The organism is Neobacillus endophyticus (genome assembly GCF_013248975.1).
GTDB classification, from domain to species: Bacteria; Bacillota; Bacilli; order Bacillales; family Cytobacillaceae; genus Neobacillus; species Neobacillus endophyticus.
Genome location: NZ_JABRWH010000001.1, coordinates 2,677,114 through 2,698,020, shown reverse-complemented (window position 1 = coordinate 2,698,020; position 20,907 = coordinate 2,677,114). Strand labels below are relative to the sequence as shown.

Sequence of the window (20,907 nt, the reverse complement as noted above, 5' to 3'; positions counted from 1 at the left end):
TCCCTGAAACTATTTCAGTATGATCAGTATATGCAATATTTTTTTGTGGAACAACATGAAAATCAGCCTATTATTTTGTAAAATTAAACAAAGAGTGTTAATAAAAGTTTTCCTTATCAATTGGAGGTTATATGTTGAATAATAGATTGCATGACCCTTTTAAGTCTGCTTTTGATAGTTTAGAGGAATACGCCGATCTTATCAGCCAAGTGCTGATGTGTCCAGTGACCATCGAGGACGCCAACCATCGACTGCTTGCTTATAGTACACATGATGAACGAACAGATTCGGCAAGAATATCAACTATCATTGGCCGCAGGGTACCTGAAAAGGTCATAAATCAATTATGGAAGGAAGGAACGATCCCAGCCCTGCTAAAGACAAAAGAACCCATTCGGGTAAAAAACATGGATGAAATTGGCCTCGGCAATCGTGTTGCCATTTCCATCTGGAAGCAGGAAGAAGTTCTGGGGTTTATTTGGGCATTAGAAATTAACAAATCATTTACTGATGAGGATTTCAACTTGCTTAAAAAAGCGGCAGATGCTGTAAAAAATAAACTACTTCAACTACAAACACGAAAAAATAAAAAAGAAGAGCGATTTCAGGAATTTTTTTGGAAGCTATTAACCGGTCACCTAAATGATCAAGAAGAAATTATCGAGCACTTTCATGCCTTGCAAATATCGCCTGCAGCTTCTTTCTCTATCCTGGTATTTAAGTTTCAAGAAAATATTACAGCCAAAGAGGAACAATCCATTTCCTATTTATTAAAAACCATTCAAAGTTTGAAAATTATTCTTCACACTATTGACTTAAATCAATTGATTTTGTTAGTTTCAACAGAACGCATTGAGAACCCTGTTCAGGAGCTGGACCAATTTTCCCATGTATTTATAACGAAAATGGCGGAGCGGTATGGCATTCGCAACATAACACCAGCCTCAAGCAGTATATATCAAGATAATAAAATGATCCGTAAAGCTTATGAAGAGACATTGTCATTGTTATCAATAAAAGATAAATTCCCTGCCGAAACGGCAAAAATATTTAATTACCAAAAACTAGGGATTTATCAATTTTTCGATCACCTTTTGGAAAAAAGAAAAACAGAGGCGTATGTAAATTATTCGTTGAAAAGGCTTCATGAATATGACCAAAAGCACCACAGCAATCTTGTTGAAACATTGGAGACTTTTCTAAATAATGATCAAAACATCCATGAGGCTGCAAAAGAATTAAATGTTCATGCCAATACCCTTAATTACCGGATAAAGCGCATCAGCGAAATTGGCGAAGTTGATTTCAAAGACCCCAATCAAAAAATGAGCCTTTTCATTGATTTAAAATTAGAGAAATACCAAGGAAGCTGATCACATCATCCAGCTTCCTTTTTTCTCTTTTGTGAAATTCACCAAAAAGTGAGGATCACTTTCTCCTTTCTTAACAAAGAAATTCGCTATAAAACCATTTATACTTTTACACATAGGTAATATTTCATTGTTGTTAACCAAGGGGAGGAAATGGAATGTTTATTGGAGTACCTAAAGAAATTAAAAATAATGAAAATCGTGTAGCTCTTACACCTGCAGGAGTAGTCTCTTTAATCAATGCCGGACATCAAGTATTAGTAGAAAAGAACGCCGGAATTGGAAGCGGTTTCGCTGATGAAGATTATGCAAAAGCTGGTGCACAGATTATTGAAAGCGCAGAGCAAGTTTGGGCACAATCTAATATGATTATGAAAGTAAAAGAACCACTTACAAGTGAATATTCATATTTCCGTCCAGGATTAATTTTATTTACTTATTTACACCTTGCAGCAGAACCAGCTTTGGCGCAGGCCCTTAAAGATAAAGGCGTTATTGCCATTGCCTATGAAACTGTTTCTGTTAATAGAACATTGCCTCTATTAACTCCAATGAGTGAAGTTGCTGGACGCATGGCACCGCAAATTGGCGCACAATTTCTGCAAAAGAATAACGGCGGCCTTGGCATTCTTCTTGCTGGTGTACCAGGTGTGAATCGCGGTAAAGTAACCATTATCGGCGGTGGTATTGTTGGTACAAATGCAGCTAAAATGGCTTTCGGCTTAGGTGCTGACGTTACCATCATTGATTTAAGTGCTGATCGTCTTCGCCAACTTGATGATATTTTCGGAAACCAAGTCAAAACATTAATGTCCAATCCATTTAACATTGCTGAAGCGGTTAAAGAAGCAGACCTTTTAATCGGTGCGGTTCTTATCCCTGGCGCAAAAGCTCCAAAACTAGTAACAGAAGAAATGGTGAAATCAATGAAACCAGGCTCTGTCATTGTTGACGTTGCTATAGATCAAGGCGGTATTGTAGAAACAAACGACCATGTTACTACTCACGACAATCCAACATATGAAAAATACGGAGTCATTCACTACTCTGTTGCCAATATGCCTGGAGCTGTTCCTAGAACATCAACTATCGCGTTAACAAATGTGACGGTCCCATACGCATTACAAATCGCCAATAAAGGTGTTTACAAAGCCATCACCGAAAATCCTGCATTAAAACTTGGTGTGAACGTGGCAAATGGAGAAATCACGTATGAAGCTGTTGCAAATGATCTTGATTACACATATGTAACTGTTGAAAAAGCATTAGAAAAAGAACTTTCAGCCCTTTCATAAAAGGAAATATTTACAACCCCCTCAATCATTGATTTGAGGGGTATTTTTATTGACATTCACTGTCATTAAAAGGTACGATTTTTCGGGGGTCGAAAATGAAAAGTATAAAACTATATGCAAAGTTTGTTAAACCATATTGGAAGCTTGTCCTTATTACTCTGATTATTGGGATGATAAAGTTTGGGATTCCTTTAACACTTCCCTTGATCATGAAATATGCGGTAGATTCCATTATCCTTGCTAAAATTTCAACAGGACATAAACTGCTTCAGCTAACGTATGTTATTGCCGGTGCATTTGTACTATTTACCATCATTCGCTATCCCGTTGAATATTACCGCCAATATTTCGCCCAAGAAATAACGAGCAAAATATTATATGATATCCGTAATGGACTATACAGCCATCTGCAAAGGCTGTCCCTCCGGTTCTATCAAAACAATAAAACTGGCGAGATTATTTCCCGTGTGATGAATGATGTGGAACAAACAAAGAACCTTGTCGAAACAGGAATGATGAACATTTGGCTAGACATGTTCACATTAATGATCGCCCTAGCTTTTATGTTTACACTAAATGTGAAGCTTACATTCGTCTCCATTGCTATTCTGCCTTTCTATGCCATCGCTGTGAAAAAATTATACAAACGGTTGAAATTATTAACAAAGCAGCGATCCCAAGCTCTGGCAGATGTCCAGTCTTATTTGCATGAAAGGGTTGCCGGGATGCCGGTTGTTAAAAGCTTTACACTTGAGGATTATGATCAAAATCAGTTTGATATCAGGAACAAAGGTTTCCTGAGCAGGGCCATGGCTGTTACAGGATGGAACGCTTTAACAAATGCGATCATAAATACGTTGACAGATATTGCCCCATTGCTAGTCATTGCTTATGGGGGATATATAGTCATAACAGGCGATATTTCTTTAGGAACCTTTGTGGCCTTTTTCGGCTACCTGGATCGGATTTACAATCCTTTACGCAGGTTAGTCAACTCATCCACCTTGCTAACACAAGCGACGGCTTCCCTTGATCGGGTATTGGAACTGTGGAATCAGCCCTATGATGTCATTGATAAACCTGATGCATCACGGCTCACTAATGTAACAGGTGAAATTCACTTCCAAAATACTTGGTTCCGCTATGACCAAGAATCAGATTGGATTTTGAAAGATATTAATTTAACAATTGCACCTGGAAATACGGTCGCATTAGTCGGTATGAGTGGTGGCGGAAAATCGTCTCTCATCAGTTTGATCCCGCGTTTTTATAATGCTGAAAAAGGAAAGATTTTGATCGACGGAATTGACATTAGTGATGTGACACAGCAAAGTCTGAGAAGTCATATTGGGTTAGTTTTTCAGGATAGCATCCTTTTCAGCGGTACGATTCGCGAAAATATTTTATTGGGAAGGCCTGAAGCATCAGAAGAAGAAGTAGCAGCCGCCGCAATTGCAGCAAATGCTCATGATTTCATCACCAATCTGCCAAATGGATATGATACAGAAATTGGCGAAAAAGGTGTTAAGTTATCTGGAGGCCAAAAACAAAGAATTTCCATTGCACGAGTTTTTCTTAAAAACCCAAGAATCTTAATACTTGATGAAGCAACATCGGCATTGGATTTGGAATCGGAAGCACTGATCCAGGAATCACTCGATAAATTAGCGAAAAACAGAACGACGATTATTATTGCTCACCGATTATCCACGATTACTGGCGTCGATCAAATTATCTTTATTAAAGATGGTAAAATCTTAGAAACAGGAACCCATGAGGAACTCATGAAACAAAAAGGATTGTATGAACATTTGTTTAATATCCAAAATTTAGATCAACCTGATTCCGACCTCGTGGTGAGAGCCGGTCTGGAATAGATAATGGAGGCCAGGGTTTGTTTATTTGAACCTTGGCTTTTTTATGCAGATAATTATGCAGCCCCTTGAACAGAAAAATGGACATTTCCCCCCTTTATTAATGCACTATAAACCTTTAAAATTCACTTTTATCCTATAATAAAAAGAGTATCCAGATTTCATCTGAATACTCTAAATATGTATGATATCCCCCTATTTTAAATAAGATGGATACCCGCTAAATTTAAAATCATTTCCGATTTTTTCAACCTCTACATTATCTAGTTCCACAGCATCCCGCATTTTATCTACTCCAGTACCTTCAAGAAATGTTGGTGCATCTTTTCCTCCCAGCAATTTGGGGGCAACATACAAGATCACTTTATCAATTAATTGATTTTCCAGAAACGCAGCGTGGATTGTTCCCCCACCTTCAATAAAAACGGAGGAAATAAGATTTTCGCCTACTATTTGCAAAACCTCATTAGGATCAACTTTTACATCACCAGTTGTATGAAAAACTTTTATGCCCTGAGACTGTAATGCTTCTCTCTTTTTGGGATCATACCTTTTGCTTGTAAAAATCCATGTTTCGGCAAGCTTGTCTGTTATAACCTTTGATTCCATTGGTATTTTTAAAGTGGAATCCAAAATGATTCGAATCGGATTCCTGCCGTTTGGAATTCTCGCAGTCAATTCCGGGTCATCTTTAATAACCGTATTGACCCCGACAAGGATCGCCATATTTTCACTTCTTAGCTGGTGAACGTCCCTTCTCGATCCCTCGGAGGTAATCCATTTACTATCAAATGAATGGGTAGCAATTTTCCCGTCCAAAGTGGAACCAGCCTTCATGGTCACAAATGGCTTTTTCTGAACGATGAATTTATTAAAAACCTCATTCATCCTTTGCGATTCTTGTTCACGGATTCCAACAACAACTTCAATTCCGGCATCTTTTAAAATCTTGACACCATTTCCTGATACGACAGGATTTGGATCAAGTGTTGCAATCACTACCGTTTTAATGCCTGCCTCGACTAAGGCAACAGCGCATGGGCCGGTTCTTCCATGATGGGAACACGGTTCAAGTGTGACATAAATGGTGCCGCCTTTTGCCTTTTCTCCTGCCATTCTTAGTGCATGGATTTCTGCATGCGGCTCACCTGCCTTTAAATGAGCACCAATGCCAACAATTCGGTTTTCATTTACAATAACTGCACCTACTAAAGGATTTGGATCTGTCTGCCCTTTCATGGCTTGGGCTGTTTTAAGTGCCAAATCCATATAAAATTCATGATTAGTCATGTGGACATGTTCCTTCATCTTTTAAATGACCCGACCGATTGATTTTCGTTTGAAGATATTTCTCATTATATTCGGATATATCTCCCCATAATGATTCTCTTCCTGAAACAGGGAGTCCGGCATGTTTCAATGCGGCCAATTTTTTCGGATTGTTCGTAATGAGTGTGACCGGCTTGGATCGCAATGCTTTAAGTACCTGAATGGCATCACTATAATTTCTTGAATCGTCAACAAAACCAAGTGCTTGGTTTGCTTCAACCGTATCATATCCATTTTCCTGAAGGATATAGGCCATAGCTTTACTGAATAATCCGATGCCCCTGCCTTCATGGTTTGCCAAATAAAACAACGCCCCGGTTCCGTGATCTACAATCATTTTCATTGATTGTTTTAATTGGTATCCGCAATCACAGCGCTTGCTGCCAAAAATATCGCCTGTATGGCAAATGGAATGCATTCTAATGATGGCATCATCCCCATATTCAAAGTCGCCATAGACTAAAACACTTGATTGCTGGAGTTCCGCTAAGTTAACAGAGGACAATTTCTCAATAATCCGTTCAAAGTCCTCTGTCACCTCATTGCAGTTCAGCCAGCAATACCACTTAAAGATTACTGTTTCCCCATATAAATTAACGGGAAGCCGAATCGGACCAACTAAATAAATAGCTCCTTTTTCCGTTTTGATTAATTGGATTTTATCTTCTAATATCGAAAGTATTTTTGTATCAAATTTTAATTGAGACATCCTGTGTCCTCCTTTTTTATTTAGTTTGTATCAGGAGTGGATTTCATTATTCTTATGGTTAAATGAAATCCATATGGATCATTATATCTATTCAACTGTAGGAGCGGTAATCTTATGCTTTATTTTTCTCATAATAAAAACAGGACTGAAATGGATAATGAGCTGATATCATTACATTTCCGTCCTGTTTTTTGAACCTATACTACGGTCGCATTTAATTCTTCACTAATCATTAAATCGGCTTTTGTTTTTTCTAGGATATCCTTCAGTGATACTCCTGGTGCCATCTCCTTTAGAAGCAAGCCATTAGGTGTTACCTCGATTACCGCCATATCGGTAACAATTAGATCTACCTTCCCTTTTCCTGTCAATGGCAGGCTACACTCCTTCAGAATTTTAGGAGCTCCATTTGCCGTATGCAACATGGCGATGATCACTTTTTTGGCTCCGGTTACTAAATCCATCGCTCCGCCCATCCCTGGAACCAGTTTTCCAGGAATGATATAATTCGCCAAATTGCCCTTTTCATCGACTTCTAACGCGCCAAGAACCGTTACATCTACATGGCCACCGCGAATAATTCCAAATGATAAAGCGCTATCAAAAAAGGCTGCACCTTTTTGAATCGATGCAAGTTGGCCACTGGCATTAACGATATCTTTATGCTCTTTTCCCGGTTGAGGTGATGGTCCCAATCCTACAAAACCATTTTCTGAATGGAAAATGATATTGACATCGGGATTAACATAATCCGCCACTAATGTCGGGATCCCTATACCTAAATTAACAACATCACCATCTTTTAATTCTTTCGCAATCCTTTTGGCGATGATTTGTTTGGCAGTTTTACTATCCATTATTTCTCACCGCCTACAATGTAATCTACAAAGATCCCAGGAGTCATAACCATATTAGGATCCAAGTCTCCCGTTTCCACTATTTTCTCTGCCCCAACGATGACAAGATCTGCAGCAGCGGCCATCAAGGGATTAAAATTTCTGGTCGAATAGTTATAGAATACATTCCCCGCTTTGTCTACAATAGAACCTCTGATTAAAGCTACATCAGCCCTAATCGGCGTTTCCAATAAATATTCTTGGTTTTCGACTAATAAGATTTGCTTTCCTTTTTCCACCTCTGTACCGATACCGGTAGGAGTTAGAATTCCTCCTAGCCCCGAACCTGCACATCTGATCTGTTCAGCTAATGTACCTTGTGGGATTAATGTAACTTCCAGCTCGTTACTATTCATTTGCCTTCCTGCTTCCGGATTTGTCCCAATATGGGAGGCTATGACCTTTCTTGCTTGTTTGTTTACAATCAGTTTTCCTGCCCCTTTATTAGGAAAGGCCGTATCATTCGTGATAATCGTTAAACTTTTTACATCTTTTTCGATTAAGGCAGCAATTAAATTCTCCGGTGCACCGACTCCCAAGAAACCGCCAATCATGACCGTCATGCCGTCTTCCACCAAGTTAACTGCCTTTTCAATACTTATGATTTCAGCCATACGTACCACCTTCACAACCAATATTTGCATTTCAATCATTTACATCCAATGCCTAGCTGCCTTGTGTGTACGCTTTACTTTTCAAAAATAATGAAATGTCATCCCCCCTTGGTATTCTCCAGATTATATTTATAGCAAACAAATGTTTAACGTAGATGACTTCAAAAAATAACTTCTTTTTCCTTTATTTTAATCCCATTTCCTGTCATATCTGCTTTAAAATCAAGGCAATTTTATGACATTGGAAAAGAATAGGTTTGTTTGAAAATGATTAAATAAAACTCCAGAAAAATAACCCCAAACTGTTCTTGTTGGGGTTGTTGCAATATGATAAGCATTTTTTTCAAATCCATCAAAACCTCCTCTAATGGCGAGGATAATTTTGTTGGATATAATGCATAACGGAAGTGACAACTTGCGGGCCCGATTCAACGAGTCTTCCTTTTTCAAACGCACTGAAGTTATCTCCGCCTGAAGCTAAATAATTACTAACTGCAACTTCATATTTCTTGTCAGGGCTAAGATTTTGCCCATTCACATCTTTAATGAATGTAATTCGACTGCCAATTGGGGCATTGGGGTTCCAATTATATGTTAGTCCTTCCGTTTGCAGCATATCATTTTCCTGATCTTTCCTCCATTGCTGCTCTAAAACTAGTTTTATTTGACTTCCTGTTAAGATGACTTTACAGACACTGTGCCCAAAAGGAAGGTCTGTGTATAGATCTCCTATCGTGATATCTCCTTTCTTTAAATTTTCCCGCATTTCTCCTTGATGGACAAAGGCAATAGCTGTCCCAATGGCTTCACGTTCAGATTCAGCAATCATTTTTCCTAATGGGGATTCTCCGTTGGCATTTTGATTTCGTGTTTTTTCTACAGGCAGATTTCCTACAATTTGATTAAAATAGCTTCCCAGTTTTTTTTCATATTTATCAATAAGAGAAGCCGTTTCTTGATCTGGTTTTATATGTTCATGTGAGGTGATAATGATCTTTGCTTGTTTTTTTACAATATCTTTGGTATTTGGGTCAATTTGGAGGCTAACTTGAGAAAAGGCTTTTCCATAGGAATACGCTTGAACAATGAGTTTACCAGCTACAACGGTATTGGCATACTCATGACTATGACCGGCAAAAATCACATCCACTTCATTATCAATTTTAGGAGCCATCTCCACTAAAGCATCCTGAGGATTTGCTCCTGTCTGGTCTGATTTTGCCGATTCATGGGCAAGTACAACGATTGCTTTGACTCCTTTTTCCTTTAGGAGCTTAACAGTTTTGTTAATCGCTGCAACTTCATCTGTTATTTCTACTTCTTTTCGATTTTCAGGGGCCACATACAGGTTGGTCTCGGTCGTAACTACCCCAATAAATCCAATTTGAATTCCAGCAATTTTTTTTATAACATAGGGCGGAAGTAAGGGAGAATGCGTTTTTTTATTGATGATATTAGCTGAACAGTAAGAGGTTGTGGAACCTTGAAAATAACCTGTTTTTTTATTGAATCCTCCATAAATAAGTCGCTTCATTTCATTAACGCCTTGATCTAATTCATGATTTCCAGGTGTCCCCACGTCAAAGTGCAGGAGATTTAAAAATTCAATTGTAGGTTCGTCTTGAAATTGAGAAGAGATCGGCGGACTTCCTCCTACCATATCCCCAGCATGAACAAGCAAAGTATTTTTGTTTTTTTGTTTATACTTTTTTATATAGGCCGCCAAATATTCTGCGCCACCGGCAAGGTTTCCCGAAACCCGTTGATACCTGTTTAGTTGTCCATGAAAATCATTAACGCCTAACAATTGAACTTGAATGTAACGGTTGGATGTGGATTGATTCGATGAAAATGCTTTGAATTCATATACTCCCAAAATGATAAACAACAAGATGCACAAAGAAGTTATGATTTGAAATTTCACCAACTTCCGCTCCCTCCCTCCAGATGTATATATAGAATAACTCCGGACTTTTATATGCGTATAAAGAGAGCGTAAAGTTTTATTGATTTATTTGTAATAACTGTTAAATAGATACAAATGAAGCATATTAACTTAAAAATACTCATAAAATTTATTGATGCAAAAATTTTCTCCTTTTCCAAATATCTCTACTGCTTATTCTTAATATGTCTTTAAATGAAGGCTCTGTTATAGCTGAATATTGATTTCAATGTGTTTGAAAAATAAACGGTAAAATTCCGTTTAAATTGGGAAATACCTCTATTTCCTTGAAAATAAAGGAAGTTTTTCCTTTTATATGATCCAAATCTTTGGATTTTGTCTTATTAAGAGCAGTTAATCGGAATATCTCCGCTAATATCTGCTTCTTAAACTTCCTCTATATACATTAGCCGGAAATTCTCCGCCTATGAATTTTCTTACCTACACGAAAATCAACTAAATTATATAAACCTGAACATAGTTTCACAATATTGACATGTTATTCCGATTCTGAATGCAGTAAAATACTCTTTAGACAAAAAGAAAAAAGAGTGACTTTATTCTCCTTTTTCATAGGGAACAATGTCACTCTTTTGTGAAAGATTGTTATGATTTATTAATAGACATCACGCTGATAGCGGCCTTGTTTTTGCAAATTGTTCAAATATGCTTCGGCATCTTCCTGGCTCATCGTGCCTTCATTGGCAATTACTTCAATTAGTGCGTTGTGGACATCCTTTGCCATATGTTCTTTATCACCGCACACATAGAAGTTCGCTCCATTTTCCAGCCAGGCATATAATTCTTTGCTGTTTTCCAGCATTTTGTGCTGTACATATACTTTTTGCGCTGAATCACGTGAGAAAGCTGTATCTAATTTTGTTAGAACGCCTTCTTTCTGATATTGCTCCAATTCTTCTCTGTATAAGAAGTCTGTTGCAGCATGCTGGTCACCAAAGAACAGCCAGCTTCTACCAGATGCTTTATTTACTGCACGCTCCTCGATAAAGGAACGGAACGGAGCAATTCCAGTTCCAGGACCGACCATGATAATATCTTGGTCATGGGATTCAGGAAGGTGGAAATGCTTATTTGGTTGAATGAATACAGGTAATGTATCACCTTCTAACCTCCGCTCTGCACATTGAACTGAACAAACCCCTTTACGGTCTCGGCCGTGGGAGTTATAGCGTACCGTACCGATCGTTAAATGTACTTCATCTGGATGTGCACTTAAACTGCTGGCGATTGAATAGAGTCTTGGCGGCATTTTTCTAAGCAATCCGACAATCTCTTGAGCATCTGCTTTCCATGGACCGAAATCACGTAATAAATCAAGCAAATCACGGCCATAAATATATTCTTTCAATTGATCTACATTTTCTGGGGATGCAAGCTTTTGTAACTCTTCGTTTTCTGTTAATTGAGCTGCTTGTTGTATAATTTTTTTGGTTAATAATGTTATTTCAAAATGATTTGTCAGCGCTTCCTTTAATGGGAGAGTTTCGCCTTGCTTATTAATTGTAATGGTCATTTCAGGATCCCATTTCATTTCTTCCATAAGGGAGGCAACTAATTCCGGATCATTTGCAGGGACAATACCTAGGGCATCACCAGGAACGTAAGAAAGGCCGGAACCCTTTAACGAAAACTCAATATGTCTTGTTTCTTTACTGGATCCATCACCATTTAAATTAACATTTTTAAGTATTTTTGCAGGAAACGGATTTGTTCTTGAAAATGCAGTTTGTGCCGTTTTATCCTCTTTGTTATTGTTAGGGTTTGCTACAGTTAGTTGCATCATCTTCACCTCAAAAATTTAGAATCATTTTATAATGATAGTTTTATTTTATCAAAAGAGATAGTTTTCCCTTCCCCACTACTACTATACAACAGTTCGACCCGTTGTGGTATTAAAATGTCCTTTTTAATTTCTAACCATTAAGGCCCGATCAGCGAAAAAGTCAATCACACTAGTTGATTGACTTTTTATTGTTATAAGAACTTTTTATTTAAATTCATACCATCCTAATGGAAGGCTTAGGCCTAAATACAGGACGATAAGAAATGCAATGATAAATTGAATCCAGCCGGCTGCAGGATTCTTCCCTTTACTGATGCTAACCAATGTGATTTCCATGGCAGCAATCACCCATAACCCTCCGAGCATTTTAAACCCGTACAACATTTGATAATGATTGTTTATTTGTTTCATAACTCCCCAGAACAGCAAAAATCCTGTAATAAAAATTATGATGTACAGAAGGCGTACAATCATATGTAACATTTTCGACTTTGGATTTTTGTTTTTATACATGAAGAACGTAACTAGAAACAGTATAATGCCTATGGCCCATGCTGTGATATGTATACTTGTGGACATATTAAAAATTCCTCCCTGTTCACTTTGTTTTAAATTTTTTTCAAAAAACAGTCAGCTTATTATAGCTTATGAAATGATGAAAAGTCCAAAGATCCAGCCTGTTCATGAAAATTATGGCTGTTTTAACAGCCTATCACATACTTTTCACATATTTCTACGATATTTCTGTGAAAATTCCTGACTATACTCATAATCAGAAAACTTTGAGGAGGACTTGAAGCGAGAAACTTATGTTGTAAAAGAAATTTCTAAAATTAGAGGTGACGATTCGTTGAAAAAGATAAATTATGTTAAATTTGCCTTGGATTTAGTAATGGCGTTATTGTTTGTGTAGTTTTTTAATAAACGTGTTTTAGGCGGACAGCCTTTCCATGAAATTGCTGGACTTGTCTTTGCTGTCATGTATTTCACCCATATTCTCTTGAACTGGAAATGGGTAGCAAATGTTACTCGGAAGTTGTTTGACCCGAAATTACCTTGGAGGACAAGAGGCAGCTACGCTTTGAATCTTTTATTATTAATTTCTATGTCCTTTGTCATCATAAGTGGAATTCTTATTTCTAAAGTTGTTTTTCCAAATATCCATGTTACGAACCAAATGTGGTTCCATGTTACCCATATTGCTGTCTCCTTCTTAGTGTTATTGTTAGTTGGGATACATGTAGGGCTTCACTGGCAATGGATTGTGAATGTATGGAGAAAGATTTGGCGGGTTAAATCCTCTGCAGCTTGGGGCCGCTATGCAGCAAGAGCACTAACCGTCCTTGTCCTTCTCTTTGGGGTGTATGAAATAAATAGCACCAATTTTGTGAACCAACTATCAGGTGTATCATCTGTGTTTGGAATGAGTACACAGAATATGGCTGGACATAATGACGGCGATTTTCATAAGCCCATGGACGGCATGAAACCATTTGACGGAAATATGCCCGCCAACAGTACAACCAAATCCAATCAACAAAATGGCCAGGCTAATTCAAATGCCGCTCAGGATTTCAGGGCTAACATAAAGCATGACGGCGAAGGTGGCGGAGGTTCCGTTAATGTGTTTGGTGTTATCTCCACCTACACTGGGATTATGGCTCTGTTTGTAATCATTACGTATTATTTGAAAAAACTATTCGGAAGAAAGAAGAAAAAAGATAAATCAAACTGAGTACCCCGTCCCCTTGCAGAATAAAAAATGCCTACTTCAATAAAAAAATAATTGGAAATTTTAATCCAATTATTTTTCATTGAAGTCCACCAAATATTAGAAAACTCGCCGACTGACGAGCCCGTTAGGGTGAAGACAGAGGCGTAGTTGCACTTATGCCTAAGTAGAAAAGTTAAGATTTCCTATCAGCTAAAGAAAAAATGGCCTGAAAAATACTTCAAGCCACCCTAAAAGTCCATGATCTATTTTTTTGTTAACGTTGGTTTACTTATTAGGTGCAAAAGCAAAACGAAACGCAAATTTTTTCTTCACAGGTTCATACTCAGCTTTCTCCGCTGATTGTAGAAAATTTAATATTTCTTCTGCTGCATGCTTATTTATAAAGTTTCTTTGTGACTCTTTAATTGCAGCTAACCGTTTCCCATCATCGTCTAATAAATCCTCAATAATAGAAATAAGATTTTCTGTATGTTGGCAATAAACACCCAAATTATGCTTTTCAGCAAACCATGGATTATCTTTTTCCTGCCCTGGTAAAGCTGTTGTAATAATAATTGGCAGGTTTGTCGCAACTGACTCAAACATAACATTCGGGCTGCCTCTTGTAATCGCAATATCTGCTGACAACATCAAATCTTGAATGTTCTTAACAAATCCGTAAATTTTAGCCCGATCACCAAAACGATCTTTTAAAGATGTTTCCAATTCCAATTTCAATTTTTCATTTCTGCCTGCAATGATGCTTACTGTGCAATCAAAATGATTAAGAAGTTCCTCGGCAATGGCACTCATATTGCCAACACCTTCACCACCGCTCATCATTAAGAAATTCATCGTCGATGCTTCGCCGCTCCGTTTGTCTGAATCAATATGAAATCTTTCTCGAACAGGAAATCCAACGACATTGATTTTTTCCTCAGGAACGCCAAATTCTAAACATTTTTCCTTGGCCTCTTCTGTAGGACTAAGGATAAAATCTGCCCTTGGATCCGCCCATAATGGATAAATATTGACTAGGTCAGCAATAAGTGTGCCAAACGGAATACGAATGTTTTCTTTATGCAGAATATTAATTATTGAACCATTGAAATTTGGATGAATAGATAAAATCAAATCTGGTTTTACTTCATTCAACACAGACAGAAAATTGTTCCTAATCATTACTTCCACAAATTTATCTACCAAAATGGAATTCATTGCAGAAAAATGCCAAATTGCATTCCATAGCTGTGCAGAATAACGAGTTATTGGAGCGTAGGATTTGCCAATATTTAATAAAGCTGTACCACCTAATGCAAAACCATCCACTACATGCATTTCCATTTCTTTATTGAGATTCATTTTTTCTTGTAATGATTCAGCAATACTTTTATGCCCATGACCTGTATGATCAGATGAGATAATAAGGATTTTTTTATTCATTTTATCAAAACCTTTCTGCTAATTTTATTTGCAGATCAAATTAGTTAACTCGCTTTTATTTTTGACAATGTTAAATTTGGCTGTTGATTGTAGCGAAAGACACTTCACTTTCCGCTCCAATCAACATTGTTTAAATATCAACAATGTTCTTTAACATAGTCTTATTTTTATATGACTATGCCGAATATGAACTCGGTTTTTTGACAGCATTCTTTAATGCTCTGCCTTGTAAGAATAACCAGCCATATACAAACTCCACACTCTTAAATAAACATTCTACCAGTAAGATGGCATCAATAACGTCCATCATAACATGTTGCTTAATAAACATGGTTGCCAAAATAATGGAAGTGGAGAAAATTCTTATGATCCACTGGTGCCACTTGTTTTTCCATGAACAGTTCCTTATTGATCTTATCATTAAATAACTGCTCATGGCATGTATACTTGGAAAACTATTATATGGATGGTCAATTGAATAAATGTATTGCAGCATTCTTGAAAGAACATCCTGCCCGGTAATCACTGGGCGTACTGGGCCTTCTGTTTGAAAAAAATAATAAATAATAAAACAGATTATTAATCCCAGATCAAAAACTAGGATTGTTCTGATTGCAAGCCTATAGTCTTTAAAACATATATAGATCAATGTTAAGGCGATGTATCCCACCCAGGCAGTGTATGGAATAACAAAAATTTTTATAACCGGAATGGATTTGTCCAAACTTGTAACGAATGAATGAACCCCGCAATCTGATGTATTCAAATAAGGATATAATAACATAAGTGCTGGTATTGTGAGCAGAAAAAAAAGTGCACCAACTATTTTCCCTTTCTGTTGCATTCCTTTGGCCTTCACTTGTACATATATATTTTACGGCTAGTACATTTTAGTTATGAGTATAGATAAGAATTTCCGAGGAATTGTCATAGAAATATGTGAAAAATATGTGATGAAAGTCCCGTTTAATTATGAACTTGTAAGTAGCTTAAGCTTATACATTTAAGTAAATTCTTATTATAATGAATGAATAAACAATGATAGGAGTAAAAAAGTGGACAAAAATCAAATACGATTCGTTATGAAAGGGATATCAATTTTAATACTCATTGCAGGAATTGTATTTTTATTATTCAGTGGGTACGCCTTGTATCAGACTTTGAATTTAGAGGCGGGCAAATCCTTTTCATTCAGATCAGCTGAAAGGCCAAATAGGCAAGCTGGCACCTTTGCCGAACTTGCCTCTATCGCAGCTGCAGTGTATTGGCTAATTAGAATTGTCATGGTAAAACTCAAAAATAGCCCGTTTAAAGAGTGGCTGCGTCAATTGTATATGCTCCTGCAAAAGCATCATATTTTTCTTGGAGTAATCACAGTTGTTATTGCTTTCATACATGGACTTTATTTCTTTCTATTTAGAAATACGAATATAAATATGGGACCACGAGAACACGACAATACTCTAAACTTTTATACTGGGATTGCTTCCTTTTTGGCATTAGACGTTTTAGCATTTTTAGGTTTGTATCATTATTCTCAGCGCAAAACCAAGCGAAATAAACAGTCAAAAAAGCAGCATATGATTGCCGCTTTAGTTTTTGGCATTCTTGCACTCGTACATATTTACCTTATCTAAATTACCATAACCCTCCAGGTCTGTTGGGGGGGTTTTTCATTTAAAATAGTCATCACATAATTTTCACATATTTCTTCGAAAATTCAGCGGCAATTATCTTCTATACTCATGGATAGCCGCAAAAAGGATTAAATGTATTTTTATTTTGAAAAAACACCGAAGATCATATTATGCTTATCTTATCATTCCCATTTCAGTAAGAAGATTAAGGTGGTTGGCACTATGGTAACAATCTATCTGGTTGAGGATGAAGGACATCTCAATCATTTACTTAAAAAATATTTAGAAAAAGAAGGGTACCATGTGATCTCTTTCTTTAACGGTGAATCTGCCCTTCAAAAAATTCCTGACATGCCTGATCTCTGGGTATTAGATATTATGCTTCCGGATATTGATGGATATCAGCTCATTAAGGCGATTAAGGAGCATAATTCCCTGACGCCGGTCAATTTTTATGTCAGCGATATTAAATCGCGACCAGCCATCATGTTAGGAAACCCTGATCGCATTCGGGTTTCAATTGAAAATATTTTGGAAAATCAACTAAGGTATGCCAAACATTCAGTCCAGGTTTCCTTAAAGGGTTCAGACAGGTACTGGGTAATTGAAATTAAGAATGACGGTCCATTAATCGCCGAAAAAGATTTAAATCAAATCTTTAAATCCCTCTATAAAGGGGAGAAGGGAAACTTCGGGCTGGGTTTAAGTATTTCTAATAAAATCGTTCATTTTTATCATGGAAGCATTAAGGTGGAAAATCGCAATGGGCAGGTTTGCTTTATCATCTGTTATCCAAAAAAATAATAAATGTGATCGCCCTTTAAAGTTAAAATCTCCTTCATAAGGGGGATTTTTTTATTTTAAGCAAAATATTTTTGCTTTTTTGCTATTAGAACGGAAAAATTTTTTGGCATATTCACTTTAAAAATGCATATTTATTTTGCACGAGGATTGAAATTGCTTATTCGTTTTGAATTTTTAGAATTGGCATAATATTTGCATCAAAGTAAAATGAAAAATACAAAATGAGAAGGAGTGGAAAACGTTTTGATTACAGTAGAAGAGCCAATTTATAGTCCTTGTGCAGGCACTGTCGAAAGAGTTTATATTAAAGAAAATACTCACGTATATGAATGGGAGAAACTTTTGTTAATTAAAGGAAACAATGGTTCGGTGGAAGAGGTTGCTATTGGGGTTAGCGGACATATAAAATCTTTACATGTCAATGTTGGCGAAATGGTTGGCCCTCAAACTGTATTAGCCGTTATTAAAGATGATTTACTGATTACTGGGTCTGATTAATAATTATTAGTTAAAAAAGCTGCATGATTTCATTAGAGAAATCATTGCAGCTTTTTTTTGACTTACTAAACTTGCTTTGTCGGTGGTGCCGAGGGTGAAATATTATTTATTTAGTGGATCCCATAAAGCCATTTCATTGGAAATTTTTTCGTTATTTGCTTGGTGGATGTGTAATGGATGTTGGGCAGCAATATCTTGAGAAGATGTGCCTACCATAATTTTGTAGGTACCATCAATAATTGACCAATTATTTTTTTGTGTATCCCATATCGCGAATGAACGAGGGTTCAGTTTGAATGTTACTTTCTTAGTCTCTCCTGGATTCAAGAAGACTTTTTGGAAATCCTTCAGTTGTTTTGAAGGTTCGTTTACAATTGCTGGATCTTGCACATAAAGCTGCGGTACCGCATATCCAGCACGCGAACCTGTATTAGTAACATTCACACTAACACGAACTTCCCCTATATTTTTTTGAGTACTCCAGTCAGTTGTCGTTACTGGTGTTACTTTCAGATGGTCAAACTTAAAGGTGGTGTATGATAGACCATATCCGAATGGGAAAAGCGGTTGCTTATTGTTCGCTTCATACCATCGATAGCCAACATTTAAACCTTCAGTGTAGTTAACTTGCAAATCGGAAGTTGGATTTGCCGGCACATCCTGTGCATTTGCAGGGAATGTCATTGGCAAATGCCCTGAAGGATTTACATCCCCAAACAATATGGAAGCAATCGCGTTACCATCTTCCTGTCCAGGATACCATGCTTCCACTACACCTTTTACCTTATCTAACCATGGCATTAAAACGGGGCCTCCTGTATTTAGAACGACAATTGTATTCGAATTAGCTTTAGCGACTGCATCAATTAATTGATCTTGAGCACCTGGTAATTCGTAGTTGGAGCGGTCACTACCCTCTGATTCATAGTCATTTGCAAACACGATGGCAACTTCTGATTTTTTTGCTGCCAGGACAGCTTCATCAATATATGAATTGTTGCTTCCTTGCATTCCACCTAATTGCAGTGAATTAAATAGGGCATCAGTAGTAGTATAATCAACCTCAATTTGTACTGGTTGTCCAGCGGAAAGTTTCACTGTACCAGTAGAATTTGGAGCCTTTCCATCCCAGTTATTGATTACCAATTGTCCATTTACAAGCAATCTGCTTCCAGTGATCCCCATAAATCCGCGATCAGACACTTGGAAAGTAAACTCTCCACTCTTGCTAGGTGTATAAGTACCTGATAATTTTGCAGACCACGATGTACCTGTTACCCCTTGTGGTTTTTGGCCAAATCCCCAACCACTTAAGCCGGTTGAATTTATATTGGCGGCTGTAATAGTTGATACTGGATTACCAGTCAGATCACTTGAATTGTAATACTGAATCTGGACTCCCTTTGTAAAATAATCTTTAGAAATAGCTGGTAACGAAGTAGTTGGAGGAAGCGTACCTATAGCAGAGTTCACTGTAACATGTTCACCTGCACGTTTTGAAATTCCTTGAAGTGGTGTTACAACATAATTCGCATTAACGGTTGCGCTACCTCCTCCTACACTCATTGGATTTGCCGAGGACGATTGTCCAATGACTGCTATGGATTTTTTTTGTTTTAATGGAAGGATGTTTTTGTCATCCTTCAGCAATACAGTTCCATTTTCTGCGACTTTTAAGGCAACCTGTGCATGTTCTTTATTTGTTACAACTGATTGTGGTGCAGTATTTGGATGATCAAACATTCCAAACTGAAACATTTCTCTTAAAATGCGGCTGACATGATCATCAATTGTTTTCATGCTGACCAGTCCATCTTTTACTGCAGTCTTTAGCGGAGCATCAAAGTAATCCACTCCGAAAAAGCCCCCGTTACCACCGCCTGGCATATTTAAATCAAGTCCATTATTTGCTGCATCAACAGTGCTGTGTGTAGCACCCCAATCTGACACAACAAATCCTTTAAATTTCCACTGATTCTTCAAAACGTCATTTAGTAAATAATTATTTTCACTTGAATATTGACCATTTACTTTGTTATAAGCTGCCATGACAGACCCTACATGGCCATCTTTGACGGCAGCTTCAAATGCAGGTAAATAGATTTCATGAAGTGTCCGTGTATCAATTGTGTCATTTTCAGTCATCCGATTGGTCTCTTGATTGTTTCCAGCATAGTGCTTAACATCTGCAACGACGCCTTGGCTTTGTACACCCTTAATATATTGAACACCTGTAGCACCGTTTAGGTAAGGGTCTTCTCCATATGACTCAAATGTACGCCCATTTAATCCGCTACGCATAATATTGACATTTGGCCCTAGGTCCACATTGACGCTTTTTCCTTTATCTTCTACACCGATAACCGTTCCGTAATGGCGTGCTTCAGTCGAATCCCAGTTTGAACTTAAAGAAATAGGTGCTGGTAACTGGGTTACACCGGTAGCTCCATTTCCAACCCCTTCTCCTCCATCCGCAAGATTCACATCAGGGATACCTAATCGAGGATTAGCTGCAATATGTCCGGCATAGGCTCCTTCCATCCCAGTACCGTGAAGAAGGGTGATTTTATCATCTAGAGTCATAGCGCCTAAAAGTTCATTCACTCTTTGCGTTACACTTTGATTTGCGTTCATCCAAGGCATACTTTGAATCGTTTGAGTGGTATCAGCTTTAGCTGTGGAAGCCATCGAAGGTGCTATCGAAAATAATGGTGCAAGTATTAGACTAGTGGTGACTAATGCTGCACTAAGGCCACGTTTTTTCATTCTTTTTTTCATTCTCTTTTTCATTCCATTTCCCCTCCATTCAATGTTAACAAGAACACAATATAAGCTTTTAACTAAATTCGCTCTCTACCTTTAGCACCTCCTGATCCTAATGAAAAGTAGAAATTCGGCTAACACTTTCCCAATAAAGTTTTTTGTAACCGCTATCACCATTTTAATGGAGAACTATTTTTTTCTCTTATCCGATA

Annotated in this window: 17 protein-coding genes; 7 read left to right on the top strand and 10 right to left on the bottom strand. The window is 37.4% G+C overall.

Annotated features, from left to right (window positions below):
• Positions 1 to 131 precede the first annotated feature (131 nt).
• The 3 genes from HPT25_RS13165 to HPT25_RS13155 all read left to right on the top strand — a co-directional run bounded on the left by HPT25_RS13165 (position 132) and on the right by HPT25_RS13155 (position 4,542).
• Positions 132 to 1,373, top strand: a complete 1,242-nt coding sequence (locus tag HPT25_RS13165; protein ID WP_173064779.1) for a PucR family transcriptional regulator — start codon at positions 132 to 134, stop codon at positions 1,371 to 1,373.
• Between the two features lie 155 nt (positions 1,374 to 1,528).
• Positions 1,529 to 2,665, top strand: a complete 1,137-nt coding sequence (gene ald, locus HPT25_RS13160) for an alanine dehydrogenase (protein ID WP_173064776.1) — start codon at positions 1,529 to 1,531, stop codon at positions 2,663 to 2,665.
• 95 nt (positions 2,666 to 2,760) lie between these two features.
• Positions 2,761 to 4,542, top strand: coding sequence for an ABC transporter ATP-binding protein (locus HPT25_RS13155; RefSeq protein WP_173064773.1), 1,782 nt, complete (start codon positions 2,761 to 2,763; stop codon positions 4,540 to 4,542).
• Positions 4,543 to 4,734: 192 nt separating this feature from the next.
• On the opposite strand, the gene ribD is transcribed toward HPT25_RS13155, so the two are convergent.
• The 7 genes from ribD to HPT25_RS13120 all read right to left on the bottom strand — a co-directional run bounded on the left by ribD (position 4,735) and on the right by HPT25_RS13120 (position 12,415).
• Positions 4,735 to 5,829, bottom strand: a complete 1,095-nt coding sequence (ribD, locus tag HPT25_RS13150; protein WP_173064771.1) for a bifunctional diaminohydroxyphosphoribosylaminopyrimidine deaminase/5-amino-6-(5-phosphoribosylamino)uracil reductase RibD — start codon at positions 5,827 to 5,829, stop codon at positions 4,735 to 4,737.
• Positions 5,822 to 6,577 carry a GTP cyclohydrolase II gene (locus HPT25_RS13145; protein ID WP_173064768.1) on the bottom strand — a complete coding sequence of 252 codons (756 nt, stop codon included), beginning with the start codon at positions 6,575 to 6,577 and terminating at the stop codon, positions 5,822 to 5,824. Before HPT25_RS13145 ends, ribD begins: the two co-directional genes overlap by 8 nt.
• Positions 6,578 to 6,774: 197 nt before the next feature.
• The gene (locus HPT25_RS13140) at positions 6,775 to 7,434 is read right to left on the bottom strand and encodes a 3-oxoacid CoA-transferase subunit B (protein WP_173064765.1); all 660 of its coding nucleotides are present in this window, start codon (positions 7,432 to 7,434) and stop codon (positions 6,775 to 6,777) included.
• Positions 7,434 to 8,126, bottom strand: a complete 693-nt coding sequence (locus tag HPT25_RS13135) for a CoA transferase subunit A (RefSeq protein WP_281368190.1) — start codon at positions 8,124 to 8,126, stop codon at positions 7,434 to 7,436. The genes HPT25_RS13140 and HPT25_RS13135 overlap by 1 nt, the downstream gene beginning before the upstream one ends.
• Before the next feature lie 325 nt (positions 8,127 to 8,451).
• Complete coding sequence (locus HPT25_RS13130; protein WP_446685734.1) at positions 8,452 to 9,975, bottom strand: bifunctional metallophosphatase/5'-nucleotidase; 1,524 nt, start codon at positions 9,973 to 9,975, stop codon at positions 8,452 to 8,454.
• A 673-nt stretch (positions 9,976 to 10,648) separates the two neighbouring features.
• Positions 10,649 to 11,833 carry a sulfite reductase subunit alpha gene (locus HPT25_RS13125; protein ID WP_173071112.1) on the bottom strand — a complete coding sequence of 395 codons (1,185 nt, stop codon included), beginning with the start codon at positions 11,831 to 11,833 and terminating at the stop codon, positions 10,649 to 10,651.
• A 207-nt stretch (positions 11,834 to 12,040) separates the two neighbouring features.
• Complete coding sequence (locus HPT25_RS13120) at positions 12,041 to 12,415, bottom strand: YisL family protein (protein ID WP_173064756.1); 375 nt, start codon at positions 12,413 to 12,415, stop codon at positions 12,041 to 12,043.
• Positions 12,416 to 12,815: 400 nt separating this feature from the next.
• On the opposite strand from HPT25_RS13120, the gene HPT25_RS13115 reads away from it, so the two are divergent.
• Positions 12,816 to 13,571: a DUF4405 domain-containing protein gene (locus tag HPT25_RS13115; protein WP_246277187.1), complete on the top strand. Its 756-nt coding sequence runs from the start codon at positions 12,816 to 12,818 to the stop codon at positions 13,569 to 13,571.
• 264 nt (positions 13,572 to 13,835) lie between these two features.
• Here HPT25_RS13115 and HPT25_RS13110 read toward each other — a convergent pair whose 3' ends face one another.
• Complete coding sequence (locus HPT25_RS13110) at positions 13,836 to 14,993, bottom strand: MGDG synthase family glycosyltransferase (RefSeq protein WP_173064753.1); 1,158 nt, start codon at positions 14,991 to 14,993, stop codon at positions 13,836 to 13,838.
• Positions 14,994 to 15,168: 175 nt separating this feature from the next.
• Positions 15,169 to 15,837 carry a phosphatase PAP2 family protein gene (locus tag HPT25_RS13105; RefSeq protein WP_173064750.1) on the bottom strand — a complete coding sequence of 223 codons (669 nt, stop codon included), beginning with the start codon at positions 15,835 to 15,837 and terminating at the stop codon, positions 15,169 to 15,171.
• Positions 15,838 to 16,048: 211 nt separating this feature from the next.
• On the opposite strand from HPT25_RS13105, the gene HPT25_RS13100 reads away from it, so the two are divergent.
• The 3 genes from HPT25_RS13100 (at position 16,049) to HPT25_RS13090 (ending at position 17,932) form a co-directional block, all read left to right on the top strand.
• Complete coding sequence (locus HPT25_RS13100; RefSeq protein WP_173064747.1) at positions 16,049 to 16,630, top strand: hypothetical protein; 582 nt, start codon at positions 16,049 to 16,051, stop codon at positions 16,628 to 16,630.
• 222 nt (positions 16,631 to 16,852) lie between these two features.
• Positions 16,853 to 17,434 carry an ATP-binding protein gene (locus HPT25_RS29050; protein ID WP_173064744.1) on the top strand — a complete coding sequence of 194 codons (582 nt, stop codon included), beginning with the start codon at positions 16,853 to 16,855 and terminating at the stop codon, positions 17,432 to 17,434.
• 243 nt (positions 17,435 to 17,677) lie between these two features.
• Positions 17,678 to 17,932, top strand: a complete 255-nt coding sequence (locus tag HPT25_RS13090) for a biotin/lipoyl attachment domain-containing protein (protein ID WP_173064741.1) — start codon at positions 17,678 to 17,680, stop codon at positions 17,930 to 17,932.
• Positions 17,933 to 18,034: 102 nt separating this feature from the next.
• Here the strand turns inward: HPT25_RS13090 and HPT25_RS13085 are convergent, their stop codons facing one another.
• Positions 18,035 to 20,722 carry a beta-glucosidase gene (locus HPT25_RS13085; protein WP_173064738.1) on the bottom strand — a complete coding sequence of 896 codons (2,688 nt, stop codon included), beginning with the start codon at positions 20,720 to 20,722 and terminating at the stop codon, positions 18,035 to 18,037.
• Positions 20,723 to 20,907: the final 185 nt, after the last annotated feature.

Excerpts from the sequence above, each read along its gene's own strand:
- HPT25_RS13165 (WP_173064779.1), top strand. The coding sequence starts at position 132 with ATGTTGAATAATAGATTGCATGACCCTTTTAAGTCTGCTTTTGATAGT.
- ald (WP_173064776.1), top strand. The coding sequence starts at position 1,529 with ATGTTTATTGGAGTACCTAAAGAAATTAAAAATAATGAAAATCGTGTA.
- HPT25_RS13155 (WP_173064773.1), top strand. The coding sequence starts at position 2,761 with ATGAAAAGTATAAAACTATATGCAAAGTTTGTTAAACCATATTGGAAG.
- ribD (WP_173064771.1), bottom strand. The coding sequence starts at position 5,829 with ATGACTAATCATGAATTTTATATGGATTTGGCACTTAAAACAGCCCAA.
- HPT25_RS13145 (WP_173064768.1), bottom strand. The coding sequence starts at position 6,577 with ATGTCTCAATTAAAATTTGATACAAAAATACTTTCGATATTAGAAGAT.
- HPT25_RS13140 (WP_173064765.1), bottom strand. The coding sequence starts at position 7,434 with ATGGATAGTAAAACTGCCAAACAAATCATCGCCAAAAGGATTGCGAAA.
- HPT25_RS13135 (WP_281368190.1), bottom strand. The coding sequence starts at position 8,126 with ATGATTGAAATGCAAATATTGGTTGTGAAGGTGGTACGTATGGCTGAA.
- HPT25_RS13125 (WP_173071112.1), bottom strand. The coding sequence starts at position 11,833 with ATGCAACTAACTGTAGCAAACCCTAACAATAACAAAGAGGATAAAACG.
- HPT25_RS13120 (WP_173064756.1), bottom strand. The coding sequence starts at position 12,415 with ATGTCCACAAGTATACATATCACAGCATGGGCCATAGGCATTATACTG.
- HPT25_RS13115 (WP_246277187.1), top strand. The coding sequence starts at position 12,816 with ATGTATTTCACCCATATTCTCTTGAACTGGAAATGGGTAGCAAATGTT.
- HPT25_RS13110 (WP_173064753.1), bottom strand. The coding sequence starts at position 14,993 with ATGAATAAAAAAATCCTTATTATCTCATCTGATCATACAGGTCATGGG.
- HPT25_RS13105 (WP_173064750.1), bottom strand. The coding sequence starts at position 15,837 with ATGCAACAGAAAGGGAAAATAGTTGGTGCACTTTTTTTTCTGCTCACA.
- HPT25_RS29050 (WP_173064744.1), top strand. The coding sequence starts at position 16,853 with ATGGTAACAATCTATCTGGTTGAGGATGAAGGACATCTCAATCATTTA.
- HPT25_RS13085 (WP_173064738.1), bottom strand. The coding sequence starts at position 20,722 with ATGAAAAAGAGAATGAAAAAAAGAATGAAAAAACGTGGCCTTAGTGCA.